Below are 26,757 nucleotides of genomic sequence, written 5' to 3' on the forward strand. Positions count from 1 at the left end.
CCTTACAGTCCGCCTTCTTGCTGCGCCTGTTTTACTAAAGCCTGACGTTGAGTTTCCGTTTCAGATATCACTTTCTGTTCCTTGTGCGTTTCCTGATCCATATCAGTCGGAATGAAAACAAAGTACTTGTTAAGAGTCATCGTAAGAACCTCAATTATTAGTGTTAAATCACCTTCTTGGTAAATGTAAACAACACCAGCAAAAACAACTTATGCCGGATCCTTGTTGTAGGTTTCAAAAAATAGAGGATGTTTGACCATCAAACATCCTCCATATGCAACCTAATTATAGGATGAGTTCAAGGGCTTACCTAGCACTGTTTTTCACCTTTTACGCAATCTTAGTTTCGCCTTCCGATTGAGCACATCATACTCTTACAAACTAACCCCATGTCACAAAAGGAAAAATTGTTTTAAATTTTATTGGAACAGAGGATGAGAGACACCGATACTTAAAGCTCAATAACCTCAGGTACTGAGCTCGTGAAAAATACTATTGATTTGAATTTGTATCGCTTTCTTTATCTACTCAGCCAGCAAAAATCGCAGGCGAAAGTGTGTCATACCCTCGACATTAGCAAAGCGACATTCACACGACAATTGGCTGAATGTCGTCAAAGATTTGATAACGAACTCTTCAATGCAGAAAAAGGCATTTATACCCCAACCCTGCTTTGCCAGCAGCTGTGTGAAGTCATCAGCGAACCATTAGAACGCCTAGAGCAAATCCCCCAGCTGGCGCAAAGCTTCAATGCAAATCAGCAAGCCAATGAGTACATATTCAGCATCATTAATCCGTTATCTGGCATGTTGACGACCCCCTTAGTCTCCGCCCTTACAACGGAAGATCAAAAGCCGAAGATTTCATTTATTGATTGGTCGATAGAAAGTATCGAAAACCCAAAACGAGGGGCCGTCGTCATTGGAATTGGCGGTTTTCCAAATGAGCTCAATGAGAGAATGGTTGAGCGCAAAGTTGCTTCTGTTCCCATCTTTGCGTACGTGAATGATCAACACCCACTTAGCCAATATAACGAGCTAGAGCTAAGTGACATTGAAAACCTCGAGACGGTGCGCGTGTCTATGGGCTCTCTTGATGTCAGTGCGTACTATGAACGAATGCGAAAACTCACTGGGGTAAATTTGGAACAGAAACTAACGGTCTCTTCTATGGCGGCAGCGCTTGATTGCGTAAAAGTCAGCCCGTATGTATTTGTCGGGATGCACATTAACGATGATGCCCTACCAGAGGACGTTCTCCGATTGCCGTTAAGGCTGAATGCTAAACCAATGATGTTTGATGTGGGCGTTCAATATCACCGAGCATTCTACCAGCACCCGATCATTGCTCAGGTAGAAGCCTTTATTAAACAAGCACTGCAAGAAACAAATTAGAACGACTATCACTTGTCGTCGCAAATAAACAATCCCTCAAACAAGACCAGACAAAGCCGCAACAGAGCCATAAGAACAAGCCAAAAACAAGTAACCGGCCTATCAATTGACCGGTTGCCTCTTCAATTATCTTACTTCATTTCCGTGATATCGCTAGGCTTCCACGAGCCGTCATACCAAGGTTCTAATGGACCGTAGACACGCAAGATAGTAAACCAGCCTTTGTTCGGCACAGTCTCAATCCAGTTTGCTTCTTTGCCTTTTGGTGCTTTCGGACCAAAATACAAATCAATCGAGCCATCTGCATTTGTCATCATGTCGTCGCGTTTGTCATTCTTACTCGGGAAAGGTTGACTGGTCTGTAATTCCGAACGCGTTTGTGTATCGTAAGCCACAACTGACCAGAAGTTCTTCGCAGGAACATTCGCAGGAATGGTCAGCTTGTAGTTTTTGCTGCCATCAAAGAACTCTCCCTGAGCAGATTTATCAACGATTGCGTACTTAGAACCTTTACCAACCATTTTGAGCGCCATTGCCGGCGTATTAACCGTCGCCATATAGAAGAAATAAGTGCGCGCATCTAGGTTGCGACCACCGTTGCCTTCTTCAATCAGCCATTGGTAATCATTACCAATGAACGCTGTCTTCCAATTACGATCATCCCAAATGTAAGCGTTCTGGGTACGAGGATTAAACATCAACGCTCGTGCGGTTGCATTACCTATTGCTGCACCATCTTCCAATATGCTCTGCATTCGTGCATCTGGGGCAAACGGCTTACCTTTTTGTATGCCGATGGTCGCTATCAGTCCACGCATTTCTGGGTCGATAAACTCAATCGGTTCTTTGTCGATCACCGTTTTGATTTCATCGTAAAAGTGCTCATCATTTGCATGAATGGTATTAAACGATTTACCACTACCAGAGATGAATTCCATCTTCGGCGGCTCGCCTTTCTTAGATAATGGATAAATCTTTAAACCACTATGGTATGAATTCACCGCCGCGTCTGTTTTACCGTCTTTCAAAAAACCACGAGCAATAAACCAGTTCACGTAACTTGTTGATTGAGAAACGTGATACCCCTCTGGCACTGGACCTTCATAGTTCGGAGGCAAAATAAGGTATTTGCCACCCTCACCTTTATCTGGTCCTACAACACCCATGTCCGTCACAAAACGAAAGAATGCATCATTGACGGTCGTTGGTCCCATACCCGGTGGGATTTCAACCACTGTTGGACCATCACGCTCGAGATCGAGAAATGCGGACGCGTATACCGTATCTGTATTTCCGGTTAAGAACAGCGGATTCGAATCCATCAGATCATCAAACAGCATCACCTGATTGGATGTGGTTAACCCCATTTTCTCATGCCCGACTCTTAACGCTTCCAGGGATGCCATAGGAATCGCGTTCATAAACACTTCTGTTGCTCGCATGGTATCGAGGTTGTTGTATAGCGTATCCATCGTCTGCTGGCTTGGTACGCCATCCTTGAAATTCAAAGTACCAATGCTGGTTTCAACCTTATCAGGTGTCATGATACTGGTAGGAATATCTGTATTGTACGCATTCGTGCTTGCCAGAACAGATGATGAAACCAGTAGGCTAGTGATAACAACGACACGTTTAAGTTGAGTCTTGAACATAAGAGTTTCCTGCTTTGTCAGTGGGGATGCATTAACTGTAGCCAAAGATGGGAATCAATTTTGACGTTCAGCAGAATCAAAAATGTTGGCATAGACAATGAGCAATGAAACTCATATAAAATCACAAGTAAAAAACTGTCTACCAGGTCAATATTTAATCTTTTTTGAGAAATATTTAGCCTGTTTTTTGGGTAAATTCCCCCCAGAAGAGAGACAATACGAATGCGGAGTGAAAGCACTCTGGTTCTACCCACTAAGCTTTGGGAGGCGTTATGAAAAGTAACAAACTTGGTCATGTAATGTCATTCAGCAGAATGTTTTCCTTCATTGCCTTTCTGACTGCCACATTCGCTTGGGTATTAAGTATGTATGCCCTCTTCACGGTTTCCGTCGTGGCACTCTTCGTCAGCGGACTGCTCTACTTGAATGACAAGTTCGGTCATCACCCAAAAGGCAGTACAAAAGAAAAGAGCGCTTAGGCGCTCTTTGAGTTTCAAGCTCTTACATAGCACTAATATCACTCTGTCCGTTCGTTTCAGCCTATTGTCTTTATTTATTCCCAAGTGACTTCAAGATCCAGAATTCAGGGCGAGGTTACTTGGGATAGGGACGATTTTCTGCCCATATTTGTATTTGGTGATATCACCTCACTTACCCCGTCAGTTTATGAACGACGTAAAAAAGCCACTGTCTTTAACTCAAAACAGTGGCTTTCATGCTTGCCTTAGCCAATTCCATTTGGCTACAACCAATGATTAGTTGGCTGGACGCCAAACGCCCCACTTATCTTTTTGGTAAGCCGCTTGTGGGTTATCACCACCTTTAATCCACCATTGTGCTTTCCAATTTTGGTCAGCATACGCGACAACTTCACCACCTAGGTAAGTTTTTGCTGAATCCCATGCGTCATCGCTTGGGTCTGGTGTTGGATCAGGATCTGGCGTTGGCTCAGGGTCTACACCACCATCGTCGACAATCACTTCAAACGTAAATGTCTCTGCACGTTCGCTGTTTACTGCGTTCGCAACAAACGACAAGGTCTCATTCTGCGTAATCGCACGAGTATCAACGACAATCGACGCAGTGCCGTTATTTTGAATACTCACAGAAGAGCCTTGAGTTTGAGTTAAGTTCGCAGCTTCGCTGGTAGAAATCACCACTTTGTCCCCAGCGCTAACTACTTTGTCGCTCTTCACTAACTCGTAGATGTCACCTGCCAATGGTTCAACATTACCGTCATCACCATCAATCACTGAAATCACACCCGACGCTCGACCATCTTTCGAGTTAAAGAAGTTGCGTGATGGATCGTTTTGGAAGTACATGTAATGAGACATTTCTTCATGCCAATCACCAATGAACACCGCTCCATCTTTGAACTCTTCGTGCCAACCATTGATCTCTGACGCCAATAGACGTTGCCAGTCGTTGATGTTCGATGAATTCACTTCAATATCGAAGCTACGTGCGACATCTCCGTATTTATTGATGATGTCATACTTAACCGTATCACCAAGGTCTGGACCAACAAAATTAACTGGGATGTATAGCTCACCTTTCACGAGATCTGGTTGAGGTGTTGGCTCTGGTGGAGGCGTTTCGCCGCCCACAATAGTGATGTCAGAACAGTTGTAGAAGCCTTCACCCGCCGCATCGTTACGCTGCCAGCGCACAAAAAGAATCGCGTCGCCTGAACGATCAGAAGGGATGGTCACATTCATGCGGTATTTACCACCTTCAACTGGGACATTACCTTCGGTTTGAATCAAATCAAGATCGCTCCACGCCAACGCTTTGCTTAGGTCTGCATTTGGTTTGGTTAGGTAAAACTCCCAAAAAGACGGGTTATGTGGTGCCGTCGCATTAAATACAAATTCGAATGTACCCGTATTTAGCTCTGTGCGAGTCCACGCGGTGTGTGGTGCGCCCATGCCCTTTTTCTGAGGGTCATTTGCGTAACACAACGTACCATCTGGAATCGCCGCTTTCACTGCTGCCATATTGTTGTAATCGGTAATGTTCTTCGCGTACTCGTTGCGCTGAACAAACGGATAGGTACCAGAAATTTCTTTTGCTTGAGCACAAGCTGCATTTGGTGGGTTACCTGACCAAATTCCGCCTTGCTCGTAACACGTGTTTTGACGTGCACTAGGAAACTCTGACCAGCCATGAGCATTGGCTGCTGTTGGCAAGCCAGATAGCATTGCCATACCTACTGCTGCTTTAAGAATGTTTTTATTTGCTTTCACTTTTTCACTCTCTACCATTTTATTATGCAAGTCAGCCACAACGGATACTTTATAACCACTGTCACCTATTGCGTGTTTATAGTTTTAATCTGGAAACAGTTAAAAAGAATATACGCAAATTTTATCAATGAAAGTTTTGAGGTTATTGATAGGAATTAACATCACAATTTTAAATACCCTGACATTAACTAACCGAATTATCACCAAAGAAATATAACCCTATTTTTCATCAACTTATAAGACTATAAAATTTCAAAACATATTTATAATTAGAGTAATTACGTTATTAAACAAACTTATAATAAACATTAAATGCACTTAACGAATCTGTGATTCACTGTCCACTTTTAAAACTTGAACAAAATACATTAAATATCAATAAGACAAACACTAATATAAACACTAGATATATATCACTCCTTTTATTTCACCCAGCGAATAAGACATTAAAAAGCCCGCTAATTTGCGGGCTTTTTTTGTTCTCTATTGGCTTAAACTTAAAGCACTTTTTGACTCACATAAGAAAAGCCTGTCGCTTCATACTGCGCCTTCTGTACCATGCCGAGCACATCTTTTGGTTGGTATAGGTGACTGTCATACACAACAACCACACTTTCATCACCTCTTTCCAAGAAATTCTGCTCACCATATTCGGTGTAGCGCGTTGCACCCACTGCGACCACTAGCTGGCTTGGGAGATTTGCTTGTTTGAGTAATGCGTGAATGTTTTCCATCGGACCGCGCTCCACTTGATGATTCATCTGATCACGTATCCAATCCAGCAGATCCGCATAGAAATAGGAGTATTCGTTTACCGCGCAATCTTCCCCGTAGGCGAATACCTGCTCTCCTCGCTTATGAAAGCTCGCGATTCTAAATCTGCCGATATCGCTATCAGGAGTGAGTCGTTCTAGTTCAATAAGTTGCGATGCCAAGCCTTTTGACGCTGCACCCCAATTTTTCTTCTCACTGATTTTATTCGCATCAGGGCGTCGAATCGAACAATCATTAAATGCGCCAAAATGCGTCGGCGTGAGCTGTAAGACCTGACCACCTTCATAAGAAACATCACAGATCAGAGCGAGCTCTGGTTCAATTTGTAAGTTCAAAATATCATTTGGCAACTTGGTCGTATCGGCACTTATTGGATATGTCGACAAATACGGATGTTCGATAAAAGGCACATAAATGGGGAACAATGCTTGGGGCTTGTTAGCGTTCACATCTCCGTAGAGAGCAAAGTCATCAGCCTCACCAGCTTGTTGCAGGTGACCTGCGAAGTTTCCCGCGATACCTAAGATCATCGCGTCTTCAAAATTGTGCATACGTTTACTTGTTCCTAATTATTCGTCGTGATTCGCGATGATATGTCTCGTCAAATCATCAATTTCTGCCAGCAACCAAGTCAGCGCGAGCAAGTCTGCACTGCCGCCCGGACTAAGGTTTTTTTCAATAAGCTGGCGGTCAAAATCCAGTAGCTGCTCTTCGAGGTTTGGATTATGCCAACCACCACTCTCAATAAGCTTCGATGCTATGTTCTGCACATAACGCAAACCATGCATCCCACCACGAGATACCACGTTGGTATCTTGATTGTGCACCATTAGCGTGAGCAACACTTGCCATAATGCTTGTTCTGCGGACGCGCCTTCATACAGCGCTTGTTGGTATGCAGGCAAACTGTAAGTCATGATCGTTTGATAGCCAGACGCCGCCTCACCTCTTGCTCCAGTTAAACCAAATTCTCGATACAGCCGCTCACCATGAGTTTCCTTTTTAGAGTCGGTATTTTTCAGCTCTTGAAATACCATTAACGCACAGCTGCGCTTGATAACTTGGCTAATGTGCAAAGAATCGACCGCAATGCCTTTGCCTTTTAACCAGCCGATCGCGCCACATACCAGTCCAAGTCCAAAGATCATCCCTTTGTGCGTATTCACACCACCAGTCGCGGCAAACATTGCGCGTTCAGCTTGAATTCCAACCGGACGCAACACATCCAGTAATGTCTCTGCCGAGTGCGTTGAATGCGCAAGACCAGCGTTAAGAAAGCCATTGAGAAAAGGACGAATTGCACTCGCGCTGGCTTCAAACAGCGGCACATTCATATCTGAGTGAGCACCGTTGCTAATAAGGTCAACAAGCCCCGGTTTTGGGGACAAGTGCACTTCCACCAGCATCGCGTGATACGCTAACTCAGAAACCAAAGAGAACAGATTCACCTTTACAGCAGAGCGATGCGTAACGCTTGGAACACGCTCGATATTTTGGTCGAGCAACAGTTTAAGAGCAACATTCGTCATAACACACCATCGACTCTATGTGAGAAACCAAGGTTTGAAGATCATGTTTACGCGAGCGCGCGCAAATCACGGCATCTTGTTCGCAAATAAGGCATTTTCTTCGCGTCATCCCTTGCCCTTTTCTTGAGATGATCTTTCCATCGACATCAATCACATCTAAATCCATTAACCGACCGAGACGATGGTTATTCTCTATCTCAATCATGGCTCGTTTGAGCGCCATGGCATTCGGTGCTTGGACCGCAAAAATTGCCTCTGGACCTGTGACTTGTCGCAGCAATTGTCGTCCTGCCATTGACCAGCCTTTTTCGAGACAAGTGGCTTGAATCGCTTGTACACCCTGTTCGAAGATTCGCTCCGTGCACTCCGTCATTTTCTGCGGACCTGGCATATTGACGGTAAACGACAGCAAAGGAAGGGAGTGGCGTTTTAACCACTCACCTTGTCGTTTCACACGAGCTTCTTTGTTGCTCAAGACATCATCGAGACCAACTTTCAGCCCATAGCGAATGCTCATTCAGATTTAACCTTTCTGATGACATCAATCACAGAACCATCGCGATAACGTACATAACCCACCACTTGATCGTCATATTCAATTGGTTCCGCTTTGCCCGTTAATGATTGCGCTCTCGCAACCAAGGCTTCCATATCAAGCACAGGCAGTCCTGCGTTCAACAAACGTTCTTTTACTTCTGGTCGTCGAGGATTCACAGCAATACCATGGTCAGTCACCAACACATCTATCGATTGACCCGGCGTTACCACGTTTAACACTTGCTCTACGACAGTTGGAATACGACCACGCACGAGCGGAGCAACAATTACGGCAAGGTTTGCGCCTGCCGCTGCGTCGCAGTGACCACCAGACGCGCCACGAATCACACCATCAGAACCGGTGATAACATTGACGTTGAAGTTCACATCAATTTCAAGCGCGCTGAGAATGACCACGTCTAGACGATCAACCACTGCGCCTTTGGAAGATGGGTTAGCGTATTCATTCGCTGAGATTTCAATATGGTTTGGGTTTCGAGCAAGTGAGTCCGCAGCACCAGAGTCAAAACACTGCACGTCGATTAGATTTCGGATCAGCCCTTTCTCGTGCATAGAGACCATGGTTGAGGTAATGCCGCCCAGCCCAAACTCAGCAGTAATACCTCGTTTTTCCATGCTATTTTCTAGAAAACGCGTGACGGCAAGCGACGCACCACCAGACCCAGTTTGTAAGCTAAAGTCTTGCTTAAAGTAACCAGAATTAATAATCACATCGGCAGCACGTTTTGCAATAAGCAGTTCACGTGGGTTACTGGTAAGACGCGTTTCACCGCCACCAATTTTGCTCGCATCACCAACTTCTTCGACTTCGACTACGGCATCCACCAAATCTTGTGTGATTGATGCAGGGTGATTTGGATAACCGACGATAGATTCAGTAAGCATGACGACTTTACGCGCGTGTTGAGCATCGATTTTGGCGTAACCCAAAGAGCCGCAGCGAGATTTGCCGTTCATGCCATTTGCATTGCCAAACTCATCGCAACAAGGCACACCGATGAACGCCACATCGATGTTTAGCTCGCCTGATTTAATCAAGTGCACGCGTCCTCCATGGGAGTGAATATGCACAGGCTCTTTAAGCAAACCATGAGAAATGGCTTCACCAAGCTCACCGCGAATACCTGATGTGTAAATCTTACTCACTACGCCGTTTTTTATGTGCTCAACAACCGGCGAATGAATACCCGTTAAAGAGCTTGAAGCCAGTGTCAGATCTTTATATCCCATCTGGGCGATAGTATCTAACACCAAGTTAACCACCTTATCGCCACCTCGGAACGCGTGGTGGAAAGAGATCGTCATACCGTCTCTAAGCCCAGAGTCTAAAATGGCAGAACACAGATCTGACTTTAGCTTTCTCGACTTTTTAGAGTTTGAGTCGTTGAGATGAGGCGTTAACGCATTTGCCTCTGAAAACAGTGACAACGTCTCTGGCAACAATGCTGGTTTGATAGATTCCATTTGTTTCATGTTCGTTCCCTACTCTTTAATTCCAGATTGCGCTTTTTGTAACGTCCAACGAGCTCGCTCGATAATTGGTCCATCGACCATTTTTCCGTTAAGTGAAACCACACCAAGCCCTTGCTCTTGCGCTTCTTCTGCTGCCTCGATAACTTGAATCGCGTAATCCACCTCTTTTTGAGTCGGTGCAAATACGTTGTGAAGTAGCTCGATTTGCCTTGGGTTAATCAGCGATTTTCCGTCGAAACCTAACGACTTAATGTGTTCCGCTTCATTGAGGAATCCTTGCTCGTTATTAGCGTCGGAATAAACGGTATCGAACGCCATAATGCCCGCAGCACGCGCAGCTTGCAGAATAGAACAACGGGCGAACAGCAACTCTGTCCCTTCTGGGCTACGTTGCGTTTTTAAGTCCCTGACATAATCTTCAGCACCCAGTGCAATCCCAATTAAACGCGAAGACGATTGAGCAATTTCGATGGCGTTATTCACACCTTGAGCACTTTCGATTGCCGCCATCATTTTTGTGCTGCCAACTTCTCTGCCACATACACGTTCGATGTCTTCAATGCAGCGCTCCATTTCTTGCACGTCTTCTGCACTGTCTGTTTTTGGTAGACGAACCACATTGACGCCCGCACGCACAACGGCATGCAGATCTTTCAAACCAAACTCAGACTCTAGTGGGTTCACACGGACTACTGTTTCAATCTCTTGATACAAAGGATGTTGCAGCGCGTTAAACACCAACATACGGGCGGTGTCTTTTTCTCTCAGCGCCACAGAGTCTTCCAAATCAAACATGATTGCATCAGGCTGATAAATGAAGGTATTACTTAACATGGCGGCGTTTGCCCCTGGAACAAACAACATGCTACGGCGTAACTTACTCATGATAATTTGCTCCATTGAATGTCATTGCTGTCTGCCGCACGCATGACTGCAGCCTGAACGCGAGCTTTAATCACACAATCTAGTGCGCCTTTGTCTTCCACTTCTAACGTTGCGGAAGTCACGCCCATCGAATTGAGCACATCATGAATCAACGCTTCAATGGCTTTGCCAAACTGCTTTTTCACTGTGCTATCAAGAGAAATGTCGATGTCACCTTCTGGATTGGGTGAGATACGAACTTGCAAGTCACTGGATTCCAGCGTCCCTGCAAAAGCGGGTTTTATTATTTTCATTGAAAGACCTTTAACACCTTGGTTAAAAATTAATTGGGCTGTTAAGCAGCCACTGTTTCTTGGGTAAGACACGGTAAAGCGTCCGTGTGCCTTTGTAGGTAGTCGATAGAGGTTGAGGGTAAAAAGTGAACCAGTTGATCCAATTGCCCTTTCTGCAAGAGTTTTCGCACCGTTGACGCTGAAATCGTGGTGCCTGACGCACACTTACGCTCTATTTCAATAACGCTGATTGGTGCGCCGTTGAGCTCCTTGGTGGTTAATCTGTGTTTCATTTGTTGGTTGTAATAATGAGTCACAACACAGTCTGGCTCCGTCCCAACAAATCGGTGTGTAATGCCTAATGCTGGCGCAATATGCTGACGATATAAATTTAGATCAATAGCGGTATGACAATAATCAATCAATCGCTTCTCTTTAATAAAGTAAGTAGGAAACGTTGCTTTAGAAATTATATATTTTGAACCATGATGAATCGTAAGATTAGGAATATGTTTAGTGCCACTTTCAATCATGTTCAAACGATCGTGATAAGCAAAACCTTTACCTTCATCGCTGACGACAAATAAATGTAGCCAATCACATTGTGACGCCGCCGTTTCAATTAAGTATTGATGCCCTAAAGTAAACGGGTTTGCATTCATCACAATGCTGCCTATTTTATCACCGTCTTTCTTTTTCTTTCTTAATGAACGTACAAAGTTTCTTAAATTGGTCTGACTATTTTCCATCAAAACTAATTTATCGTCCGCAAAAGAAATGGGGAAAAAACCAGATTCACGAAACCTTTGCATATTCTGAGGCTTGGTAAACAAGAATAGATCAAAGCGCCCCATTTCATACGCCATCGTGGTCAACTCAGTCATTAACCGCAGAGAAAATCCAGTACCTTGTAAGGCAGGATCAATCGCAATAGATTTTAGTGTTGAGCCAGCAAGACCGCCGCAAGCAATGATTTGACCTTGAGACTTCGCCACCACAAATCGCTCTACATCAGCGTCAACATCCAAATCATAACAAGTTAGAAACTCGGTAATAGCACCAAACTTCTCGTATTGATTTCGGTTCACTCGACTAAATGCGTAGGTGTCAAACATGATCATCATCCTCTTTCGTGTTGCCGCCATCATGCGTCACTTGAATTTGAAAAATGATGATCCGTATCGACTATTTTCTTCTACTAAACGTCATTTATGAATTTAATGAATTTAATTACTTAACTATCTGTAAATTAAGTAATTGGATAATTAAAAACTTTAAATTCATAAGTGTGTATATATTCCACAAAGTAAAATGATCACACTCACAGTTAGGTTTTTCATTCAAATTTAAATTACGCCATGTTAAATCAACACGGAATAATAATGATGAACGAAAAGACCCTTTCAATAACTGAAACAAGAAGCCCGGGATTAGACTTATTATCTCAAGTCCGAATCTTTGGCTTACCATTACCGCTATATGCATTTATGTTCGCGGTCATGTTAATTGCACATATGACAGACACCATCCCTGATAATATTGTCGGCGGTTTTGGTTTTATGTTTGTTGTTGGTGCGCTATTTGGCGAACTGGGTAAACGCCTGCCTATTTTTAACAAATACATTGGCGGTGCGCCTGTGATGATCTTCCTTGTCGCAGCTTGGTTTGTTCATGCAGGTTTATTAACCCAAAACGAAATTGACACTGTCACTGCAGTCATGAAGAAGACCGATTTCCTCGACTTGTTCATTGCCGTTCTGATCACTGGCTCGATTTTGGCGGTTAACCGTAAGCTACTGCTTAAATCATTAGTTGGTTACATTCCGACCATTCTTGCAGCCGTTGCAGGTGCTTCAATTCTCGGCATTCTTGGCGGAATGATGTTTGGCATTTCTATCGACAAAATCATGATGCTTTACGTACTGCCTATCATGGGTGGTGGTAACGGTGCAGGTGCGATTCCACTTTCTGAAATCTATGAGTCAGTCACGGGTGGTTCTAAAGAACAGTACTACTCGGTTGCAATTGCAATTTTAACCATCGCTAACATCGTAGCGATTGTCGCAGCAGCCGTTCTAAACAGCATTGGTGAAAAAGTACCGTCTTTGACTGGTAATGGCGAGCTATTGCGTAAGTCTAATTTCGATGTTGAAGAGAGCGAAGCACCAAAAATCACTCCACGTGAAATCGCGATTGGCTTGATGATGGCGGCATGTATTTACACCTTCTCATCCGCCCTTTCTAAAGAAATACTGCCAGGTTTTGGTGACGTAAAAATCCACACTTTCGCTTACATGGTCATCATCGTTGCGATTGTTAACGCCTGTGGTATCTGCTCTGAAGAAGTGAAAGAAGGCGCAAAACGTTTGTCTTCATTCTTCTCAAAACAGTTGCTTTGGGTGCTCATGGTGGGCGTTGGTATCGCTTATACCGACCTTGGCGAAATCATGAATGCACTAACCTTCACGAACTTAATCATCGCAACATTGATCGTTGCTGGCGCAATCATTGGTGCCTCTGTCGGTGGTTGGTTAATGGGCTTTTACCCAATCGAGTCTTCAATCACTGCAGGTCTATGTATGGCAAACCGTGGTGGCTCTGGTGACCTTGAAGTTCTTGCTGCTTCAAACCGCATGAGCTTGCTGTCTTACGCGCAAATCTCATCTCGTCTTGGTGGCGGTATCGTACTGGTCATCGCAAGTGTCGTGTTTGGCATGTTGGGCGGTTAACCCCCTTCTTATGTTGTCAAAGAGCAAAGCTTTCCTTTGCTCTTTGTTTTGTCCAATGGGAGATATTAATGGAAGTTAATTTATTCGCCGAAGGCTTAAACCTCATGACACTAGGTATGGGTTTTGTCTTCACTTTTCTTGTTTTCTTGGTCTTTGCTGTCAAAGCCATGTCTCGCTTTTTGGGGCGCTTTCATGTCGAACCAACTCCCCCTCCGCAAAAGAAAGTGTGTGCTGCCAAACCATCAAACGATGATAACCAACTCGTCGCTGTGATTGCTGCCGCTATTCATCATCAAAAAATCAAACAAAGCTCGCTATAAGAGGAATTCGAATGTCTGAGTCTACTAAACGCATTGGCATCACTGACGTTGTATTACGTGATGCCCACCAGTCGTTATTTGCCACCCGTTTACGCATCGACGATATGCTGCCAATCGCCCAACAGTTAGATAACATCGGCTATTGGTCACTTGAGTGTTGGGGTGGCGCTACGTTTGATAGCTGTATTCGTTTTCTAGGGGAAGATCCTTGGGAAAGACTGCGAGAGCTCAAAAAAACGATGCCAAAAACGCCGTTGCAAATGTTGCTTCGAGGTCAAAATCTATTGGGTTATCGCCATTACGCTGACGACGTCGTTGATAAGTTCATTGAGCGCTCCGTGGTAAACGGCATGGATGTATTCCGTGTATTTGATGCGATGAACGACCCACGAAACATGCAACAAGCGATTGCTGCGGTGAAAAAACAAGGCGCACACGCTCAAGGTACACTCTGTTACACCACTAGCCCTGTTCATAACCTACAAACCTGGGTAGAAATCGCGCAACAATTGAATGAACTGGGCGTTGATTCGATCGCAATCAAAGACATGGCGGGTATCCTGACGCCAACCTTAGCCAGTGAGCTGGTTTCAACATTAAAACAGCAAGTGGATGTTGACCTTCACCTGCATTGCCACTCGACCGCTGGAATGGCTGATATGACGTTAATGAAAGCCATTGAAGCGGGTGTAGACCGTGTGGACACAGCGATTTCTTCCATGAGCGGCACTTACGGTCACCCAGCAACAGAATCTCTGGTTGCATCACTTCAAAACACTAAATACGACACAGGTTTGGACATTTCAGCGCTGGAAGCTGTCGCTGCATACTTTAGAGAAGTACGTAAAAAATACGCCGCTTTTGAAGGTCAGTTAAAAGGCTCAGACTCTCGCATAATCGTGGCGCAAGTCCCTGGTGGAATGTTGACCAACATGGAAAGTCAGTTGAAACAGCAAAACGCCGCAGACAAGCTTGATGCTGTGTTAGAAGAGATCCCGAAAGTCAGAAAAGAGCTGGGGTATCTGCCGCTTGTCACGCCAACGTCGCAAATCGTCGGCACACAGTCTGTCATCAATGTCCTTATGGGTGAGCGCTACAAAACCATTACCAAAGAAACCGCTGGTGTCTTGAGAGGCGAGTACGGCAAAACGCCTGCCCCTGTCGACACGGAACTGCAACAGCGTGTGTTGGAAGGTTCAGAACCAATTACTTGCCGCCCTGCCGATAAGTTGGAGCCAGAACTGGAGCACCTGACCACAGAAGTGACCACTCAAGCAGAAGCGCAAAACATTCCGCTCTCCGGCAGCGCCATTGATGATGTACTTACTATCGCGCTTTTCCCACAAGTGGGTTGGAAGTTCCTAGAAAACCGCAACAACCCAGACGCCTTTGAACCCGCACCTTGCAATGAACCAGCAAGAGCAACAGCACAAGCAAAAACTAAGACCAATCCAGAGAAACAAACCATGAATGCTACGTCAGAGAGCGGTGTTTACACCATTACCGTCAACAACCAAAGCTATGTCGTTCAGGTTGACGCAGGTGGCGATATTCAAGCCGTGTCAGCCCCAAAACCTGCACCATCAAAGCCAGTGACAACCGCTCAAGATGCAGAGCCAATGAACGCCCCACTTGCGGGCAACATTTGGAAGATCCACACCAAGCCTGGTGATGAAGTTGAAGAAGGCGATGTGCTACTAATTCTTGAAGCGATGAAGATGGAAACAGAAGTTCGCGCACCACGTTCCGGAAAAATCGCCAGCATTGATGTGTCTGAGGGCGACGCGGTCGATGTAGGCGAACCTTTACTTCAACTGGCTTAACGAGGCATTAGTCACATGGAAAATGTCTTAGCGTTAGTGAATGACTTTGGTTTGTTCCACCTCGAATGGGGACAAGCCATCATGCTTATTGTTGGCTTGATTTTGCTTTATCTCGCTATTGTTAAACAGTTCGAGCCTTTGTTGTTGGTGCCAATCGGTTTTGGTGGGATTCTTGCTAACCTACCTGATGCAGGCTTAGCCTTGTCTGCGGTAGAAAACGCGCTCCATGCTGCGAAACCTGAGGTAATGTCCGCATTTGGCTCTGTGTTGAATATTGCGACGGACTCCGCTGCCGAAGTAAAAACGGCACTTGCAACGGCGACACCAACTCAACTTGCCAATATCCACTTACTCGCAGAAGAGTATCAATACTCAGATGGCATGCTGTACCTATTTTACAGCATTGCAATTGCATCTGGCGCTGGTCCTTTGGTGATATTCATGGGCGTAGGCGCAATGACGGACTTTGGTCCATTGTTAGCCAACCCTAAAACCTTGCTTCTTGGTGCGGCAGCTCAGTTTGGTATCTTCGCAACTGTGCTCGGCGCTTTGGGTTTGAGCTCTATGGGCTTGATGGATTTCAGTGTCGCACAAGCCGCTGCAGTGGGCATCATTGGTGGCGCAGATGGTCCGACGGCGATTTACGTATCTAGTCTGCTCGCACCAGAATTACTGGGTGCTATCGCTGTAGCAGCTTACTCTTATATGGCACTTGTACCTTTGATTCAGCCGCCAATAATGCGTGCGCTGACCACAGAATCAGAACGCCAAATCACGATGCAGCAATTGCGTAAAGTAAGCAAGTTAGAAAAGATATGCTTCCCTTTGCTCCTGTTGATTCTGATTGCCATGTTGCTTCCTTCGGCGACACCGCTACTAGGTATGTTCTGCTTTGGTAACTTAATGCGTGAATGTGGCGTAGTTGAACGTTTATCGGATACTGCTCAAAACGCGTTGATCAACGTCGTCACCATCTTTTTGGGTCTTTCTGTGGGTTCCAAATTGGTTGCCGATAAGTTCTTACAGCCGCAAACCATCGGTATTCTCGCACTTGGCATCGTCGCGTTTTGTATTGGCACAATGGCAGGTGTATTGATGGCAAAACTGATGAACCGTTTCGCGAGTGAAAAAGTGAATCCACTGATTGGCTCAGCGGGTGTCTCTGCGGTTCCGATGGCAGCAAGGGTGTCAAACAAAGTGGGTCTAGAAGCGAATGCACAGAATTTCCTACTGATGCACGCGATGGGACCAAACGTAGCCGGCGTTATTGGCTCGGCGGTTGCAGCAGGCGTGATGATCAAATATGTGATCGGTTAGACAGTTACATAAGGAACGAGGCTCGATTGGCTATCTTCAATAGATCTCGATCAGGTCTCTTCCTTGTTTCATTTGATAATTTACCCTTCAATCAATAAGAAGCTTACCATTCATGCCAGACCGAACATTTCACGACTACCTCTGCCGTAACCTCTCTTTTAGACAGCGTGTATGGGCGCTGCTTTTTGTGGTTGTTTCGTTTCAATTGCTCCTTATCGGTGGTTATTTCCACCACATCCTTTCGGATACATTAAACCACCAGGTCAGTGCGCGCGCAGTCATACAAGCTCGTGAAATTGCCAGCGACCCTCAACTGATCGAAGCGGTCTCTTTACGAGATACAGCGCGGGTGCAAAAACAAATTAAGCGCCTACAAAGGATTTCCGATGCCAACTTCATCGTCGTCGGCGATAGTAAGGGCATTCGCTTAGCGCATCCAGACATCAAAAAAGTTGGCTACCCGATGCAAGGTGGAGACAACATACGCGCCCTTCAACAAGGATTGCACTACTACTCAATACGAGAAGGCAGCTTAGGTTTTGCGATACGTGGGAAATCCCCCATTATTTCCTCAACTGGCGAGATCATTGGTGTTGTTTCAGTGGGCTACTTACTGGATACCGTTAGTAACTTACTGCTCCTCTACTCCACACCGTTTTTCTTTGCCTTATTGATCATTCTAGTTTGCTCATCTTTGGGAGCTTGGTTCTTCTCTCGTCATATCAAAAGTCAGATGTATGGCATGGAACCAGAAGAGATCGCCCTCTCCCTCCGCGTACAAAACTCGGTGTTTGAAGCGGTTTACGAGGGCATTATTGCGGTCGACAAACAAGGTCGTATTTTGTCGGCAAACCAGAGGGGACTTAAGATTCTGGGAATTGCGCGTAATCTTTCCCACCTCCAAGGCCGAATGGTGAACGAATACGTCACCCCAGCTGACTTTTTCTTGGGAGCAAAGATGGGAGAAGACTCGGAGGAGTCACAGAGACAGCATCAAGTGATTACCTGTAACGGCGAAACCTTGGTCGCGACTCGTGTAAAGATTTGGGAAGACAATCAACACTCTGGCTGGGTCATCAGCTTCAGACCACGCAATGACTTAAGCACGCTTACATCACAACTTAACCAAGTTCAGCAGCAAACCGACAATTTACGAGTATTGAGCCACGAATACGCAAATAAGCTTTCTACAGTGAGTGGGCTGATTCAAATCGGCGCGTACGAAGAGGCGCTCAGTGCCATAAGGCAAGAAACAGAAACACATCAAAAGCTGATTGATTTCATTTCTCGTACGTTCAACTCCAAAGTGATTGCGGGTCTGTTATTAGGCAAATACAGCCGAGCAAAAGAACTTGGTCTCGCTCTCCATTTTGATCCGTACTGCCACCTGAGCGGTACACCAACCAAGCTTACTGATGATGAGTTAGCCGCCATCATAGGTAACCTACTCGACAATGCTTATGAAGCAACGTTGAAAAACCCTGACAGCAACAAATGCATCTCGATACTAATTTCTGACGCCAACGAAACGGAATTGGTGGTCGAGGTTGCTGACAATGGCACTGGAATACCCGATGAAATCGCAGAATCCCTATTTGATAAAGGGATCACAAGCAAATCGCAACCGGGACACGGTATTGGCTTGTATTTAGTCCACCAGCTTGTCAATAACGCTGGCGGTGCAATCCTCGTCGACGATGCCGAACCAACCGGAACAATCTTTTCTTTATTTATTCCTAACGAGAGTTTGAAAGATGGAAATTTATGACGTTTTGATAGTAGAAGATGAATCCAATATCGCGGACTTTCATTCTTACTATCTTCAGCAAACACAACGTTTCAGACCTATCGGAATTGCAAAAAGTATCGCTGAAGCCAGAAAGATGATTCAGTTACTGAAGCCAAAACTGGTCTTATTGGATAACTACTTGCCTGACGGCAAAGGTATCGATTTATTGAAAGACATAACCGCTGCCAAGCAGTCACCAGATGTTATTTTTATCACCGCCGCCAATGACATGGAAACAGTAAGAGAAGGCGTAAGGTGTGGCGTGTTCGACTATCTGCTAAAACCGATCTCTTATGATCGCTTAACCGATTCTTTGGAGCGCTATCTGAAGTACACCAGTTCGTTAAAAGCAAATGACAACATCAATCAACGCCACGTCGACGAGCTGTTTAACTTTCAATCCAAATCATCACACATGCAAGCCTTACCCAAGGGGATCGATGAGCTCACGCTCGATAAAGTCACGAATGCCTTTGATGATGGCGAAATTATTTACACGGCGGAGTCTCTAGGCAATGAAGTCGGCATCAGCAAAACAACAGCAAGACGTTATCTTGAGTTTTTAGCCGCAAAAGGGTTTCTACTTGCTGTGATTCAACATGGTAAAGTTGGTCGCCCTGAAAGGGTTTATCAAAAGAAAATGTAACCTCCCCCTTGCTTAGGAAGAACGCTTTGAAACCCTACGATTCAAAGCGTTCCCTAAACGTCGTTGAAGCAACAACGTAAATCACAAGGTCAGATCCGCGGAGATAATTTCTGTGCCGTCGGAGACTTCCAATCGTTCAAGATTATCACTGTGCGCCTTGCATAAGGGCACCACGAAAACCTTACGCTCTTCCCCGTCTTTTCTAACCAGAACACCATAATCATGCTCTGCGGTACAGTTGGCTTCGCAGCAAAGGCGATGCTTAACGGTGCTAAAGTGGCGCCAGTACGCTAGCCACTCTAGTTTTGCTTTTTCCGTAATTAGCTCATCAGATATCTTACTTACTATCATACTCATACCATTTGTTTAGTAGACAGAAGCATTACACCGGATCATCGAGTTTGAGTTTCTAAGCGCGTTCAAAGAAAAGCGCAGATTTAATGCATGATTTAATTTCTATGGTTTTTATTCTCTTTACGCTCCCAAAGGGCACTCTTTGCAAATATAAGGGCCTTGGCTTGTATACTTTGTTGCCGATTCTTGATTTAGAATGACTAGATCTTTAAATCGCCGCGCGTCTACAAACCAAGTCATTCTCGCTGAGCCTAGCATCTAGAGGTTACTTGGGTATAGAACACCCATTAAAAACAAAGCGTATTCAAATGTTGATTTCAAAAAAGATCGCTAAAAACAATAATATCAACAATGAATTTGTCGATATGCAAAAACTAAGATTCAAATAATAGCAAGTGAAATTTAGTTCAATAAAAATAAATAAAGCAAAATCCAACCAGTGTTATATCTATGGTAAATAAAACATAGAGAATGGCTTATTGACACAAATGTAACAATATGTTTCCATAAAAACATCAAGTTCAACTTTTCATCAAAGGTGCCTGATAGCCATGGAAAAACTAAGTAAAGAAGAGCTTAATGCGATTGCAACAAGAATGCTGCAAGACCTTATTATGTGTCGGATGCTTGATTTCCCCGAGCAAGGAAAAACAGCAAAAGAAATATCATTACTTACGAGGATCGATATATTCTCTGCATTTAGCATGCTCAACAAGCTAATCGATTGTGGTTTGATAGAAGAAAATAAATATCGGGATGACATTTATTATCGAGCGATCAATATTCCCGAATATTTTCACGTAAGTGTACATCCCAATATTATTCTTGATTATGCAACAAGAAAAACAGAGCACATAAAGTTCTCTGGTACTTCAAAGCGATTATACAAAAAGCACTATATTTCTAACTGATACGAAAGCTAGTCGTTATCCTAGCCGCAACAGAAATGAAGGCTTACCGTGGCAAGCCTTCATCTTGATGATGTTTAGACGAATATTGATTTAAGAGACGTGGTATCGAAAGGACTAACGGCTAGGAGCTAGAGATAGGAGCCATTTTTGTTAATGTAAACGTCCGGCATCAAACAAGACGTGATGTCTGAGTTTTCGTACTCAACACTGTTCATTAGCTTTCCGCCTTGTAGATCAACGTTCTTCACTCCCATTTGTTTAAGGTCGTTGAGTGAGTAGTACCAACCTTCTGTGAGCTTGTTTTTTTGGCAACTTCTGTCTCTTATCTGACCATAAACCGTGATATATGGGTCGACATTGATGTAATTAAAGTACGCCTTTTCTTTGACCCTCAAGTGGTTGAGGTAACCTTCATATTGATTCCAATAACCGTTTGGAATGGTTTGTTTCCACAGTTCATCAGATTGTAACGCACCACCGTGCCACCCTATCAAGGCATCCTTTTTAATGGTAATACTATTGGCAGCCGTTAAGACATAGTTTGCGCATGCTGAAAAACATAGACGGCTGACTTCCACATCAAGGTTATTTTCTTTTACAAAGTACCCAAACTCGATACCGGTATCAATCTCGCCTCCAGGACTGGTAATTCTGAGCTTTTTAATCTTCTTATCGCTAGATTTTACTAACCGAATTGCTTTTAAAACATCACCGCCAGAAATGACACCATCATAAACCAAAGTATCACCAACAATGATGACTTTACTCGCGGTTGGAACCATCAATTGTTGTGATGCACAGCCTGACAATATTACTGACAAACCAACAAGAATATACTGACGCTTCATAAACTGTTCTCGTTTTATATTACGATTAAGCCGCAGAAAAACAGCAAAAAGAGACACTTTACATCTTTTTTGCTTAGTCTTTTCATGAGGAAATAAAGACACGAGAAGACAATTCGTTATATCTCCTCCAATTGATTCATAAAAGCACAGTTTGATCTCACAAGATAATAGATATCAGATAGTTATGCGATCAGGTTCAAACATTAATTGCAGGAAAATATATTTACCCCATTGACACATAAGACATAAATATAGTTAAGCACAGAATCTAATTGAATATATGAATGACATATGCTCAAGTGACTTCAAGATGCAGGGTTCAGAGCATTGTCATTGATTCCCTGTTTACCGAAATTAAGTAATAAAAGTCATTTTTTATCAATAGTCGACAACGTGTTGAATTGAAGGATACTTATTAACATTGGCTTCACGTTCTGCCTCTCCTCTCTTCCACCTTAATTACTCGCAGTCTTGCAGCTGTCACTCGCTTTGTCTGTGTATTGTTCATCTCAGCCAAAGAATGATTTCACTTATTCCCTAATTATCAGAGAGTTAATAAGGCGTATTTTATTGTTCAGACACTCACTACAAATTCATAAACCTGATGAGGACAGGATGACTGCTCTTACTGGTCACGAGATGGAGAAACTATCAATGAACAATAAAAACAACACGTGGGTCGGGTTACAAATAACGTCTTTAGCGTCACTGGCAGCGATCGTGTTTAAACTCAATACCTACAATGATGTGTGGCTAACCACATCCCTTCTATGCTTTGGCGTATTGACACCTATCCTTGTTTTCGCTCTGAGAAATCGCAACAGACTGTCATTTTTGATGACCATTGCTCCAACCATAGTCATCATTCGTATCGGTGATCAAAATGACATTTCATTGGTTGGGTGGTTAACCGCCTTATCGTTGATCCCGTTGCTTGTTCAGTTCATCGGCATTGCGAAAGAGATATACAAAGAGAGCCCAAACGAATTTGCCCTTACCTGTATACGCCTATTTCTCGGATTGAACTTCTTAACTCACGGGACGGAAAAGTTGTTTGCAGGAACCCAGATACACAATGGCATGCGAGGTTACTTTGGGCAGGTTGCTGGCTTTGATGCGGTCGGTCCTTGGTTCACTGACTTAATGATCTACGTAGGTGGTATAACGGAAATTTCAGTGGCGCTATTGATTGGCTGGGGATTGTTTACACGCATCGGCGTTTTGTGGGCAATTGCGTATTTAATTGCGGCGGAGCTCTTCTCGGGTCACTTCTTCACAGGATATACGTGGGCACTGCCGGGTGGTGGATGGGAGTTTCCTTTCTTCTGGGCAATGGCATTATACCCATTCTTGTTCCTGCATAATCAAGGGGCGTTATCTCTAGATAGCATGCTTCGTCGAGTTCGCGCTTAAGCTGGTTTTCTCAGCTTAGCCACCCTTGCCAATTTCCCCTTCCAAAAAAGAGAGTTTGAGTTTCGCAAATCTCACGAAACTCAAACTCTTATCTAGCGCTTATTTCGCTTTGATGTACAGATCTTTGGTGTAGATCTTATCCTCAGCGTTGCCTTTCGGATAACCACCGAGAAGTGGAGAAACTAAACGAGTCGTCACGTACTGATAGATAGGCGCTAATGGCATGTCTTTCGCCATCTGAGTTTCTGCCGCGTAGTAAAGCTTGGTTCGCTCTTCTTCTGAGGTCGAGTTCAACGCTTTTTCTATGATGTCATCGTACGCTTTGCTCTTATAGTGAACTCCGCCATTGACGTTAGAGCCGATCATCAAAGTCAGGAAGGTGGATGCTTCGTTGTAATCCCCACACCACGCGGCGCGCGTGACATCAAAGTTCCCTTCATCACGACTGGCTAAATAAGATTTCCACTCTTGGTTTTCTAAGTGAACTGTCACGCCCAATGTTTTCTTCCACATTGATGAAATGGCAACGGCGAGTTTCTTGTGGTTTTCTGATGTGTTGTACAGCAGATTAATATCTAGAGGATGTTGTTTGTCATAGCCCGCCTCTTTAAGCAGTGCTTTTGCTTTTTCATTACGCTGCTTTTGAGTGAGTTTGCCGTATTCAGGCAACTGAGGGGAAAATCCGGCCGTGATTTCTGGCGTCAGGAAGTACGCAGGCTTTTGTCCCTGCCCGAGGATGGCTTTGGTAATAATGTCTCGGTCAATCGCATAAGACAGCGCTTTACGTACTCGAACATCATCAAACGGTGCACGTTGAGTATTGAACTGATAGTAGTAGCTACATAGATTGCCTTTTATCGACAAGTCCTCAGGGTACTCTTTTTGAAGTCGACGGAAGTGTTCGTTTGGCACTTCGTTGGTCATTTGAATCTCACCTGACAAGAAGCGGTTCATTTCTGACACCTGATCTTCAATAGGCAGATAAGTCACTTTGTTAATGACGGTGTGTACATCATCCCAATACTTTGGATTTCGCTTAAGCACGAGACGCTCGTTGACCACCCATCGGTCTGGCACATATGCACCATTCCCCACAAAGTGTTCTGGCTTGGTCCACTTATCTCCCCACTTCTCTACCGTTGCTTTATGGACTGGCATCATGGTGGTATGAGCGAGCATCTTAACAAAGTATGGTACTTCAGCATCGAGCTCGACCTTAAGAGTATAGTCATCAAGCGCTTGGACACCTAACTGACTGATATCTTTCTTGCCTTCTATGATGTCTTGCGCGTTTTTCATTTTGGTCGAAGAAAGATACCAAGCGTAAGGTGACGCAGTTTTTGGATCCACGACTCGACGGAAGCTATAAACAAAATCTTGGGCTGTAACCGGGTCACCATTAGACCATTCTGCGTTGTGGCGTAAATGAAAAACGAAGGTGCGATTGTCTGTTGTTTCCCAAGACTCCGCGACGCCAGGGATGGTTTTACCATCGGCATCTTGCGTTACTAAGCCTTCCAGTAAATCGCGAATCACATTAGATTCTGGAACGCCCTCGGACTTTTGTGGATCAATAGTTGCGACTTCGGTGCCATTACCTCGAACAAACTCCTGCTTTTTAGCCAACTTTACTCCGTCTGGCACGTTCGCGGCGAACGCAGGTTGAGTAACGGCATAGCCGATGATACTGGTACTGATAAGGAGTGTAATTTTAGTATTGTTATTAATGAACATGGTTGTGCCTGCTTGTTTGCTGTGAAACTTTTTATTAACAACCACTATTCACTACAATATCTCTCTTCAAAAGATAATAATTATTCACAAAATCAGACGCTTTACATCACTTCATCACCACAACTTATCTCTTGCTAATTAGATTCAATAAAATAGTCACGTTGGAGCTTTGAGCTTTGAGCTTTGAGCTTTGAGCTTTGAGCTTTGAGCTTTGAGCTTTGCACTCACGGATTATCAAAAATTATTAGAAAATAAATCAAATAAAGAACTGTTTTTAATGGACTATTCCGAGGCTAGGATTTCAATACGCACTGAATGAGACGCTCAACATCTCATTCGAGTCGCCAAAATCCATACATCAAACTGTTCATTTCAAAATGGAAATAAAATGAAAAAGCATCTTTTAACTACCAGCCTCTTCACTGCTGCTGCCGCAATTTCAGCGGTGGCATCCTATTCAACTTACGCTGCGGAAATCGGTTCTCTTGAAGCCGTGACACAATTTAACGACTACCGCGGCGCAGGTGTCACCGTAACACCCGAAGGTCGCTTGATCGTAAGCATGCATCCTTTGGACAATCCCAAATATCGAGTTGTCGAAGTGATGGCGAATGGTACTAAAAGACCCTTCCCAACCATGGATTGGTCAGACGGACCAGAGGTCGGCGATGTAGGCTTAAGCGCGGTTATTGGCGTTCACTCCGACAGCAAAGGCACGGTCTGGATGCTCGATATGGGCAACGAAACCTCACCAGCACAATTGGTCGCGTGGGACACGTCTAAAAACAAGTTGAGCAAGCAAATTACAATTAACTCATCTGCGCTAAGAGACAACTCGTTCCTGCAAGATTTTGCCATCGATGAAAAGCACGCGAAGATCTACATCGCTGACATGACCTTTGGCAACTTCATTGGTGCAACGAAACCCGCTATTGTCGTGGTAGATTTAAAAACGGGTCAGTCGACACGTGTATTAGAAAATGCGCCCCAACTTATGCCAGAAGACAGAGATATAGTCATCGAAGCTTCTCTATTGGCATCGAAAACAGAACAAGGTGCCACGAACCACTTACGTTTTGGGTTAAACCCAATCGCTATTGATGACAATAACGAATGGCTCTACTTTGGCGCATTTACTGGCACAAAAATCTATCGAGTTCCGACTTCAGCCCTAGAAAATGCAAAAAACACAGATAGTAAGCTGCAGAATAAAATCGAAGTATATGGACCAAAAAGACCCAGCGATGGCATTGCGTATGCGCCAGGGGGTGGCATTTTAGCGACCGATCTCGAACATAGTGGTGTTGGTTTGGTAACCAAAGGCAAATATCAGACACTTATTCAAGACAAAAAGCTATCTTGGCCGGACAGTATGGCAGTCAGCGGCGATTACATTTATGTCACCCAAGACCAGCTTCATCAGCACCCAGCATTCAGTCAAGGTCTCGGTAATGCAAAGGCGCCTTACACCCTGTATCGCTTCAAATATCAACCTTAACGGTCATCTATTACGTGTGAACAATGTTTCTCTTTACATACGGTCAGTAGCGACATAACGTCGAAGGAGATAAAAAGCGTTTCAATCCCAAAAATTCAAGGAGTTATCATCAATGAAGAAGATCAACATTAATGAGAAATTTGGGCTTTTTTCAGAGCAGTGGACACCCAAAATATTAGCTGAGTCGAACGGTCAGCTAGTTAAAATCGCAAAAGGCTCTGGCGAATTAGTTTGGCATAAACATGACAACGAAGATGAACTATTTATCGTCTTTAAGGGTGAACTGACGCTGAAATTACCAGAGCAAGAAGTGGTACTAAAGCCGGGTGAAATGTTTGTTGTACCGAAAGGTGTCGAGCACTGCCCTGTCGCTGAGCCAGACACTCACTTCATGATGATTGAGCCATCCACAACGGCGCATACTGGTGAGCTGAAAAGCGATATTACCGTATCGGTTGAAGAACAAGAGTGGATATAGCGCGATAAAATTAACCACTAGTCATTATATCCCTGCACCTTGAGGTGACTTAGGAATTAGTATCAAAGCTGGTCTAGAGCTCAAAACTAAACCAGCTTTTACCAAAGGGGC

The 26,757-nt window shown here is 44.3% G+C and carries 25 protein-coding genes; 12 read left to right on the forward strand and 13 right to left on the reverse strand.

Going from position 1 to position 26,757, the window contains the following annotated elements; translation table 11 throughout:
- Positions 1-2 precede the first annotated feature (2 nt).
- Positions 3-140, reverse strand: a complete 138-nt coding sequence (locus tag J4N44_RS08700) for a hypothetical protein (RefSeq protein ID WP_005446090.1) — start codon at positions 138-140, stop codon at positions 3-5.
- Between the two features lie 342 nt (positions 141-482).
- Between J4N44_RS08700 and J4N44_RS08705 the strand changes: the two genes are divergently transcribed.
- A complete protein-coding gene (locus J4N44_RS08705) occupies positions 483-1,394 on the forward strand; it encodes a LysR family transcriptional regulator (protein WP_199450052.1) in 912 nt (303 codons plus the stop codon).
- Between the two features lie 131 nt (positions 1,395-1,525).
- Here J4N44_RS08705 and J4N44_RS08710 read toward each other — a convergent pair whose 3' ends face one another.
- Positions 1,526-3,046 carry a DUF1254 domain-containing protein gene (locus J4N44_RS08710; protein WP_252044231.1) on the reverse strand — a complete coding sequence of 507 codons (1,521 nt, stop codon included), beginning with the start codon at positions 3,044-3,046 and terminating at the stop codon, positions 1,526-1,528.
- Between the two features lie 272 nt (positions 3,047-3,318).
- Between J4N44_RS08710 and J4N44_RS08715 the strand changes: the two genes are divergently transcribed.
- Complete coding sequence (locus J4N44_RS08715; RefSeq protein ID WP_005446094.1) at positions 3,319-3,525, forward strand: hypothetical protein; 207 nt, start codon at positions 3,319-3,321, stop codon at positions 3,523-3,525.
- A 276-nt stretch (positions 3,526-3,801) separates the two neighbouring features.
- Here the strand turns inward: J4N44_RS08715 and J4N44_RS08720 are convergent, their stop codons facing one another.
- The 8 genes from J4N44_RS08720 to citC all read right to left on the reverse strand — a co-directional run bounded on the left by J4N44_RS08720 (position 3,802) and on the right by citC (position 11,901).
- Positions 3,802-5,295, reverse strand: a complete 1,494-nt coding sequence (locus tag J4N44_RS08720) for a lytic polysaccharide monooxygenase (protein WP_009702734.1) — start codon at positions 5,293-5,295, stop codon at positions 3,802-3,804.
- Positions 5,296-5,792: 497 nt separating this feature from the next.
- On the reverse strand, positions 5,793-6,620 hold the full coding sequence (locus tag J4N44_RS08725; protein ID WP_050938164.1) for a DUF5718 family protein: 828 nt from the start codon (positions 6,618-6,620) through the stop codon (positions 5,793-5,795).
- A gap of 18 nt (positions 6,621-6,638) precedes the next feature.
- Positions 6,639-7,598, reverse strand: a complete 960-nt coding sequence (gene citG, locus J4N44_RS08730) for a triphosphoribosyl-dephospho-CoA synthase CitG (RefSeq protein ID WP_239923518.1) — start codon at positions 7,596-7,598, stop codon at positions 6,639-6,641.
- Positions 7,579-8,115 carry a citrate lyase holo-[acyl-carrier protein] synthase gene (gene citX, locus J4N44_RS08735; RefSeq protein WP_009702086.1) on the reverse strand — a complete coding sequence of 179 codons (537 nt, stop codon included), beginning with the start codon at positions 8,113-8,115 and terminating at the stop codon, positions 7,579-7,581. The genes citG and citX overlap by 20 nt, the downstream gene beginning before the upstream one ends.
- On the reverse strand, positions 8,112-9,620 hold the full coding sequence (gene citF / locus J4N44_RS08740; RefSeq protein WP_503064195.1) for a citrate lyase subunit alpha: 1,509 nt from the start codon (positions 9,618-9,620) through the stop codon (positions 8,112-8,114). The genes citX and citF overlap by 4 nt, the downstream gene beginning before the upstream one ends.
- 18 nt (positions 9,621-9,638) lie before the next feature.
- Positions 9,639-10,514, reverse strand: a complete 876-nt coding sequence (gene citE, locus J4N44_RS08745) for a citrate (pro-3S)-lyase subunit beta (RefSeq protein ID WP_005445440.1) — start codon at positions 10,512-10,514, stop codon at positions 9,639-9,641.
- On the reverse strand, positions 10,511-10,807 hold the full coding sequence (gene citD, locus J4N44_RS08750) for a citrate lyase acyl carrier protein (RefSeq protein ID WP_017818060.1): 297 nt from the start codon (positions 10,805-10,807) through the stop codon (positions 10,511-10,513). The genes citE and citD overlap by 4 nt, the downstream gene beginning before the upstream one ends.
- 41 nt (positions 10,808-10,848) lie before the next feature.
- Complete coding sequence (gene citC, locus J4N44_RS08755; RefSeq protein WP_503064196.1) at positions 10,849-11,901, reverse strand: [citrate (pro-3S)-lyase] ligase; 1,053 nt, start codon at positions 11,899-11,901, stop codon at positions 10,849-10,851.
- Between the two features lie 270 nt (positions 11,902-12,171).
- Here citC and citS point away from each other — a divergent pair, with 270 nt between their 5' ends.
- The 6 genes from citS to J4N44_RS08785 all read left to right on the forward strand — a co-directional run bounded on the left by citS (position 12,172) and on the right by J4N44_RS08785 (position 19,410).
- The gene (citS, locus tag J4N44_RS08760) at positions 12,172-13,515 is read left to right on the forward strand and encodes a citrate/sodium symporter CitS (RefSeq protein WP_017190260.1); all 1,344 of its coding nucleotides are present in this window, start codon (positions 12,172-12,174) and stop codon (positions 13,513-13,515) included.
- Positions 13,516-13,583: 68 nt separating this feature from the next.
- Positions 13,584-13,835, forward strand: coding sequence for an OadG family protein (locus J4N44_RS08765; protein ID WP_005445447.1), 252 nt, complete (start codon positions 13,584-13,586; stop codon positions 13,833-13,835).
- Positions 13,836-13,846: 11 nt separating this feature from the next.
- Positions 13,847-15,658, forward strand: a complete 1,812-nt coding sequence (gene oadA / locus J4N44_RS08770; RefSeq protein ID WP_252044235.1) for a sodium-extruding oxaloacetate decarboxylase subunit alpha — start codon at positions 13,847-13,849, stop codon at positions 15,656-15,658.
- A gap of 15 nt (positions 15,659-15,673) precedes the next feature.
- Positions 15,674-16,975, forward strand: a complete 1,302-nt coding sequence (locus J4N44_RS08775) for a sodium ion-translocating decarboxylase subunit beta (RefSeq protein WP_005445449.1) — start codon at positions 15,674-15,676, stop codon at positions 16,973-16,975.
- Positions 16,976-17,087: 112 nt separating this feature from the next.
- Positions 17,088-18,743, forward strand: a complete 1,656-nt coding sequence (locus tag J4N44_RS08780) for an ATP-binding protein (RefSeq protein WP_252044236.1) — start codon at positions 17,088-17,090, stop codon at positions 18,741-18,743.
- Positions 18,730-19,410 carry a response regulator gene (locus tag J4N44_RS08785; protein WP_005445452.1) on the forward strand — a complete coding sequence of 227 codons (681 nt, stop codon included), beginning with the start codon at positions 18,730-18,732 and terminating at the stop codon, positions 19,408-19,410. The genes J4N44_RS08780 and J4N44_RS08785 overlap by 14 nt, the downstream gene beginning before the upstream one ends.
- Before the next feature lie 81 nt (positions 19,411-19,491).
- Here J4N44_RS08785 and J4N44_RS08790 read toward each other — a convergent pair whose 3' ends face one another.
- The gene (locus J4N44_RS08790; RefSeq protein ID WP_005445453.1) at positions 19,492-19,761 is read right to left on the reverse strand and encodes a hypothetical protein; all 270 of its coding nucleotides are present in this window, start codon (positions 19,759-19,761) and stop codon (positions 19,492-19,494) included.
- 554 nt (positions 19,762-20,315) lie between these two features.
- Between J4N44_RS08790 and J4N44_RS08795 the strand changes: the two genes are divergently transcribed.
- The gene (locus tag J4N44_RS08795; protein ID WP_005445454.1) at positions 20,316-20,675 is read left to right on the forward strand and encodes a hypothetical protein; all 360 of its coding nucleotides are present in this window, start codon (positions 20,316-20,318) and stop codon (positions 20,673-20,675) included.
- Between the two features lie 128 nt (positions 20,676-20,803).
- Here J4N44_RS08795 and J4N44_RS08800 read toward each other — a convergent pair whose 3' ends face one another.
- On the reverse strand, positions 20,804-21,523 hold the full coding sequence (locus J4N44_RS08800; RefSeq protein ID WP_252044238.1) for a hypothetical protein: 720 nt from the start codon (positions 21,521-21,523) through the stop codon (positions 20,804-20,806).
- Between the two features lie 615 nt (positions 21,524-22,138).
- Here J4N44_RS08800 and J4N44_RS08805 point away from each other — a divergent pair.
- Positions 22,139-22,936 carry a DoxX family protein gene (locus tag J4N44_RS08805; protein WP_017818053.1) on the forward strand — a complete coding sequence of 266 codons (798 nt, stop codon included), beginning with the start codon at positions 22,139-22,141 and terminating at the stop codon, positions 22,934-22,936.
- A gap of 99 nt (positions 22,937-23,035) precedes the next feature.
- Here the strand turns inward: J4N44_RS08805 and J4N44_RS08810 are convergent, their stop codons facing one another.
- Positions 23,036-24,670: an ABC transporter substrate-binding protein gene (locus tag J4N44_RS08810; protein ID WP_009697438.1), complete on the reverse strand. Its 1,635-nt coding sequence runs from the start codon at positions 24,668-24,670 to the stop codon at positions 23,036-23,038.
- A 388-nt stretch (positions 24,671-25,058) separates the two neighbouring features.
- Between J4N44_RS08810 and J4N44_RS08815 the strand changes: the two genes are divergently transcribed.
- Positions 25,059-26,168, forward strand: a complete 1,110-nt coding sequence (locus J4N44_RS08815; RefSeq protein WP_252044241.1) for an L-dopachrome tautomerase-related protein — start codon at positions 25,059-25,061, stop codon at positions 26,166-26,168.
- 112 nt (positions 26,169-26,280) lie between these two features.
- Positions 26,281-26,646, forward strand: coding sequence for a cupin domain-containing protein (locus J4N44_RS08820; protein ID WP_005445460.1), 366 nt, complete (start codon positions 26,281-26,283; stop codon positions 26,644-26,646).
- Positions 26,647-26,757 lie beyond the last annotated feature (111 nt).

This window comes from Vibrio sp. SCSIO 43155 (assembly GCF_023716605.1).
GTDB lineage: Bacteria > Pseudomonadota > Gammaproteobacteria > Enterobacterales > Vibrionaceae > Vibrio > Vibrio harveyi.

What these genes read in the sequence shown, in the direction of transcription:
- J4N44_RS08795 (WP_005445454.1), top strand. Translation starts at nt 20,316, where the DNA reads ATGGAAAAACTAAGTAAAGAAGAGCTTAATGCGATTGCAACAAGAATG.
- J4N44_RS08800 (WP_252044238.1), bottom strand. Translation starts at nt 21,523, where the DNA reads ATGAAGCGTCAGTATATTCTTGTTGGTTTGTCAGTAATATTGTCAGGC.
- J4N44_RS08765 (WP_005445447.1), top strand. Translation starts at nt 13,584, where the DNA reads ATGGAAGTTAATTTATTCGCCGAAGGCTTAAACCTCATGACACTAGGT.
- J4N44_RS08775 (WP_005445449.1), top strand. Translation starts at nt 15,674, where the DNA reads ATGGAAAATGTCTTAGCGTTAGTGAATGACTTTGGTTTGTTCCACCTC.
- citX (WP_009702086.1), bottom strand. Translation starts at nt 8,115, where the DNA reads ATGAGCATTCGCTATGGGCTGAAAGTTGGTCTCGATGATGTCTTGAGC.
- J4N44_RS08780 (WP_252044236.1), top strand. Translation starts at nt 17,088, where the DNA reads ATGCCAGACCGAACATTTCACGACTACCTCTGCCGTAACCTCTCTTTT.
- J4N44_RS08820 (WP_005445460.1), top strand. Translation starts at nt 26,281, where the DNA reads ATGAAGAAGATCAACATTAATGAGAAATTTGGGCTTTTTTCAGAGCAG.
- J4N44_RS08790 (WP_005445453.1), bottom strand. Translation starts at nt 19,761, where the DNA reads ATGATAGTAAGTAAGATATCTGATGAGCTAATTACGGAAAAAGCAAAA.
- J4N44_RS08700 (WP_005446090.1), bottom strand. Translation starts at nt 140, where the DNA reads ATGACTCTTAACAAGTACTTTGTTTTCATTCCGACTGATATGGATCAG.
- J4N44_RS08815 (WP_252044241.1), top strand. Translation starts at nt 25,059, where the DNA reads ATGAAAAAGCATCTTTTAACTACCAGCCTCTTCACTGCTGCTGCCGCA.
- J4N44_RS08810 (WP_009697438.1), bottom strand. Translation starts at nt 24,670, where the DNA reads ATGTTCATTAATAACAATACTAAAATTACACTCCTTATCAGTACCAGT.
- citS (WP_017190260.1), top strand. Translation starts at nt 12,172, where the DNA reads ATGAACGAAAAGACCCTTTCAATAACTGAAACAAGAAGCCCGGGATTA.
- citE (WP_005445440.1), bottom strand. Translation starts at nt 10,514, where the DNA reads ATGAGTAAGTTACGCCGTAGCATGTTGTTTGTTCCAGGGGCAAACGCC.
- citG (WP_239923518.1), bottom strand. Translation starts at nt 7,598, where the DNA reads ATGACGAATGTTGCTCTTAAACTGTTGCTCGACCAAAATATCGAGCGT.
- J4N44_RS08715 (WP_005446094.1), top strand. Translation starts at nt 3,319, where the DNA reads ATGAAAAGTAACAAACTTGGTCATGTAATGTCATTCAGCAGAATGTTT.
- citF (WP_503064195.1), bottom strand. Translation starts at nt 9,620, where the DNA reads ATGGAATCTATCAAACCAGCATTGTTGCCAGAGACGTTGTCACTGTTT.
- J4N44_RS08785 (WP_005445452.1), top strand. Translation starts at nt 18,730, where the DNA reads ATGGAAATTTATGACGTTTTGATAGTAGAAGATGAATCCAATATCGCG.
- citC (WP_503064196.1), bottom strand. Translation starts at nt 11,901, where the DNA reads ATGTTTGACACCTACGCATTTAGTCGAGTGAACCGAAATCAATACGAG.
- J4N44_RS08805 (WP_017818053.1), top strand. Translation starts at nt 22,139, where the DNA reads ATGACTGCTCTTACTGGTCACGAGATGGAGAAACTATCAATGAACAAT.
- J4N44_RS08725 (WP_050938164.1), bottom strand. Translation starts at nt 6,620, where the DNA reads ATGCACAATTTTGAAGACGCGATGATCTTAGGTATCGCGGGAAACTTC.
- oadA (WP_252044235.1), top strand. Translation starts at nt 13,847, where the DNA reads ATGTCTGAGTCTACTAAACGCATTGGCATCACTGACGTTGTATTACGT.
- J4N44_RS08710 (WP_252044231.1), bottom strand. Translation starts at nt 3,046, where the DNA reads ATGTTCAAGACTCAACTTAAACGTGTCGTTGTTATCACTAGCCTACTG.
- citD (WP_017818060.1), bottom strand. Translation starts at nt 10,807, where the DNA reads ATGAAAATAATAAAACCCGCTTTTGCAGGGACGCTGGAATCCAGTGAC.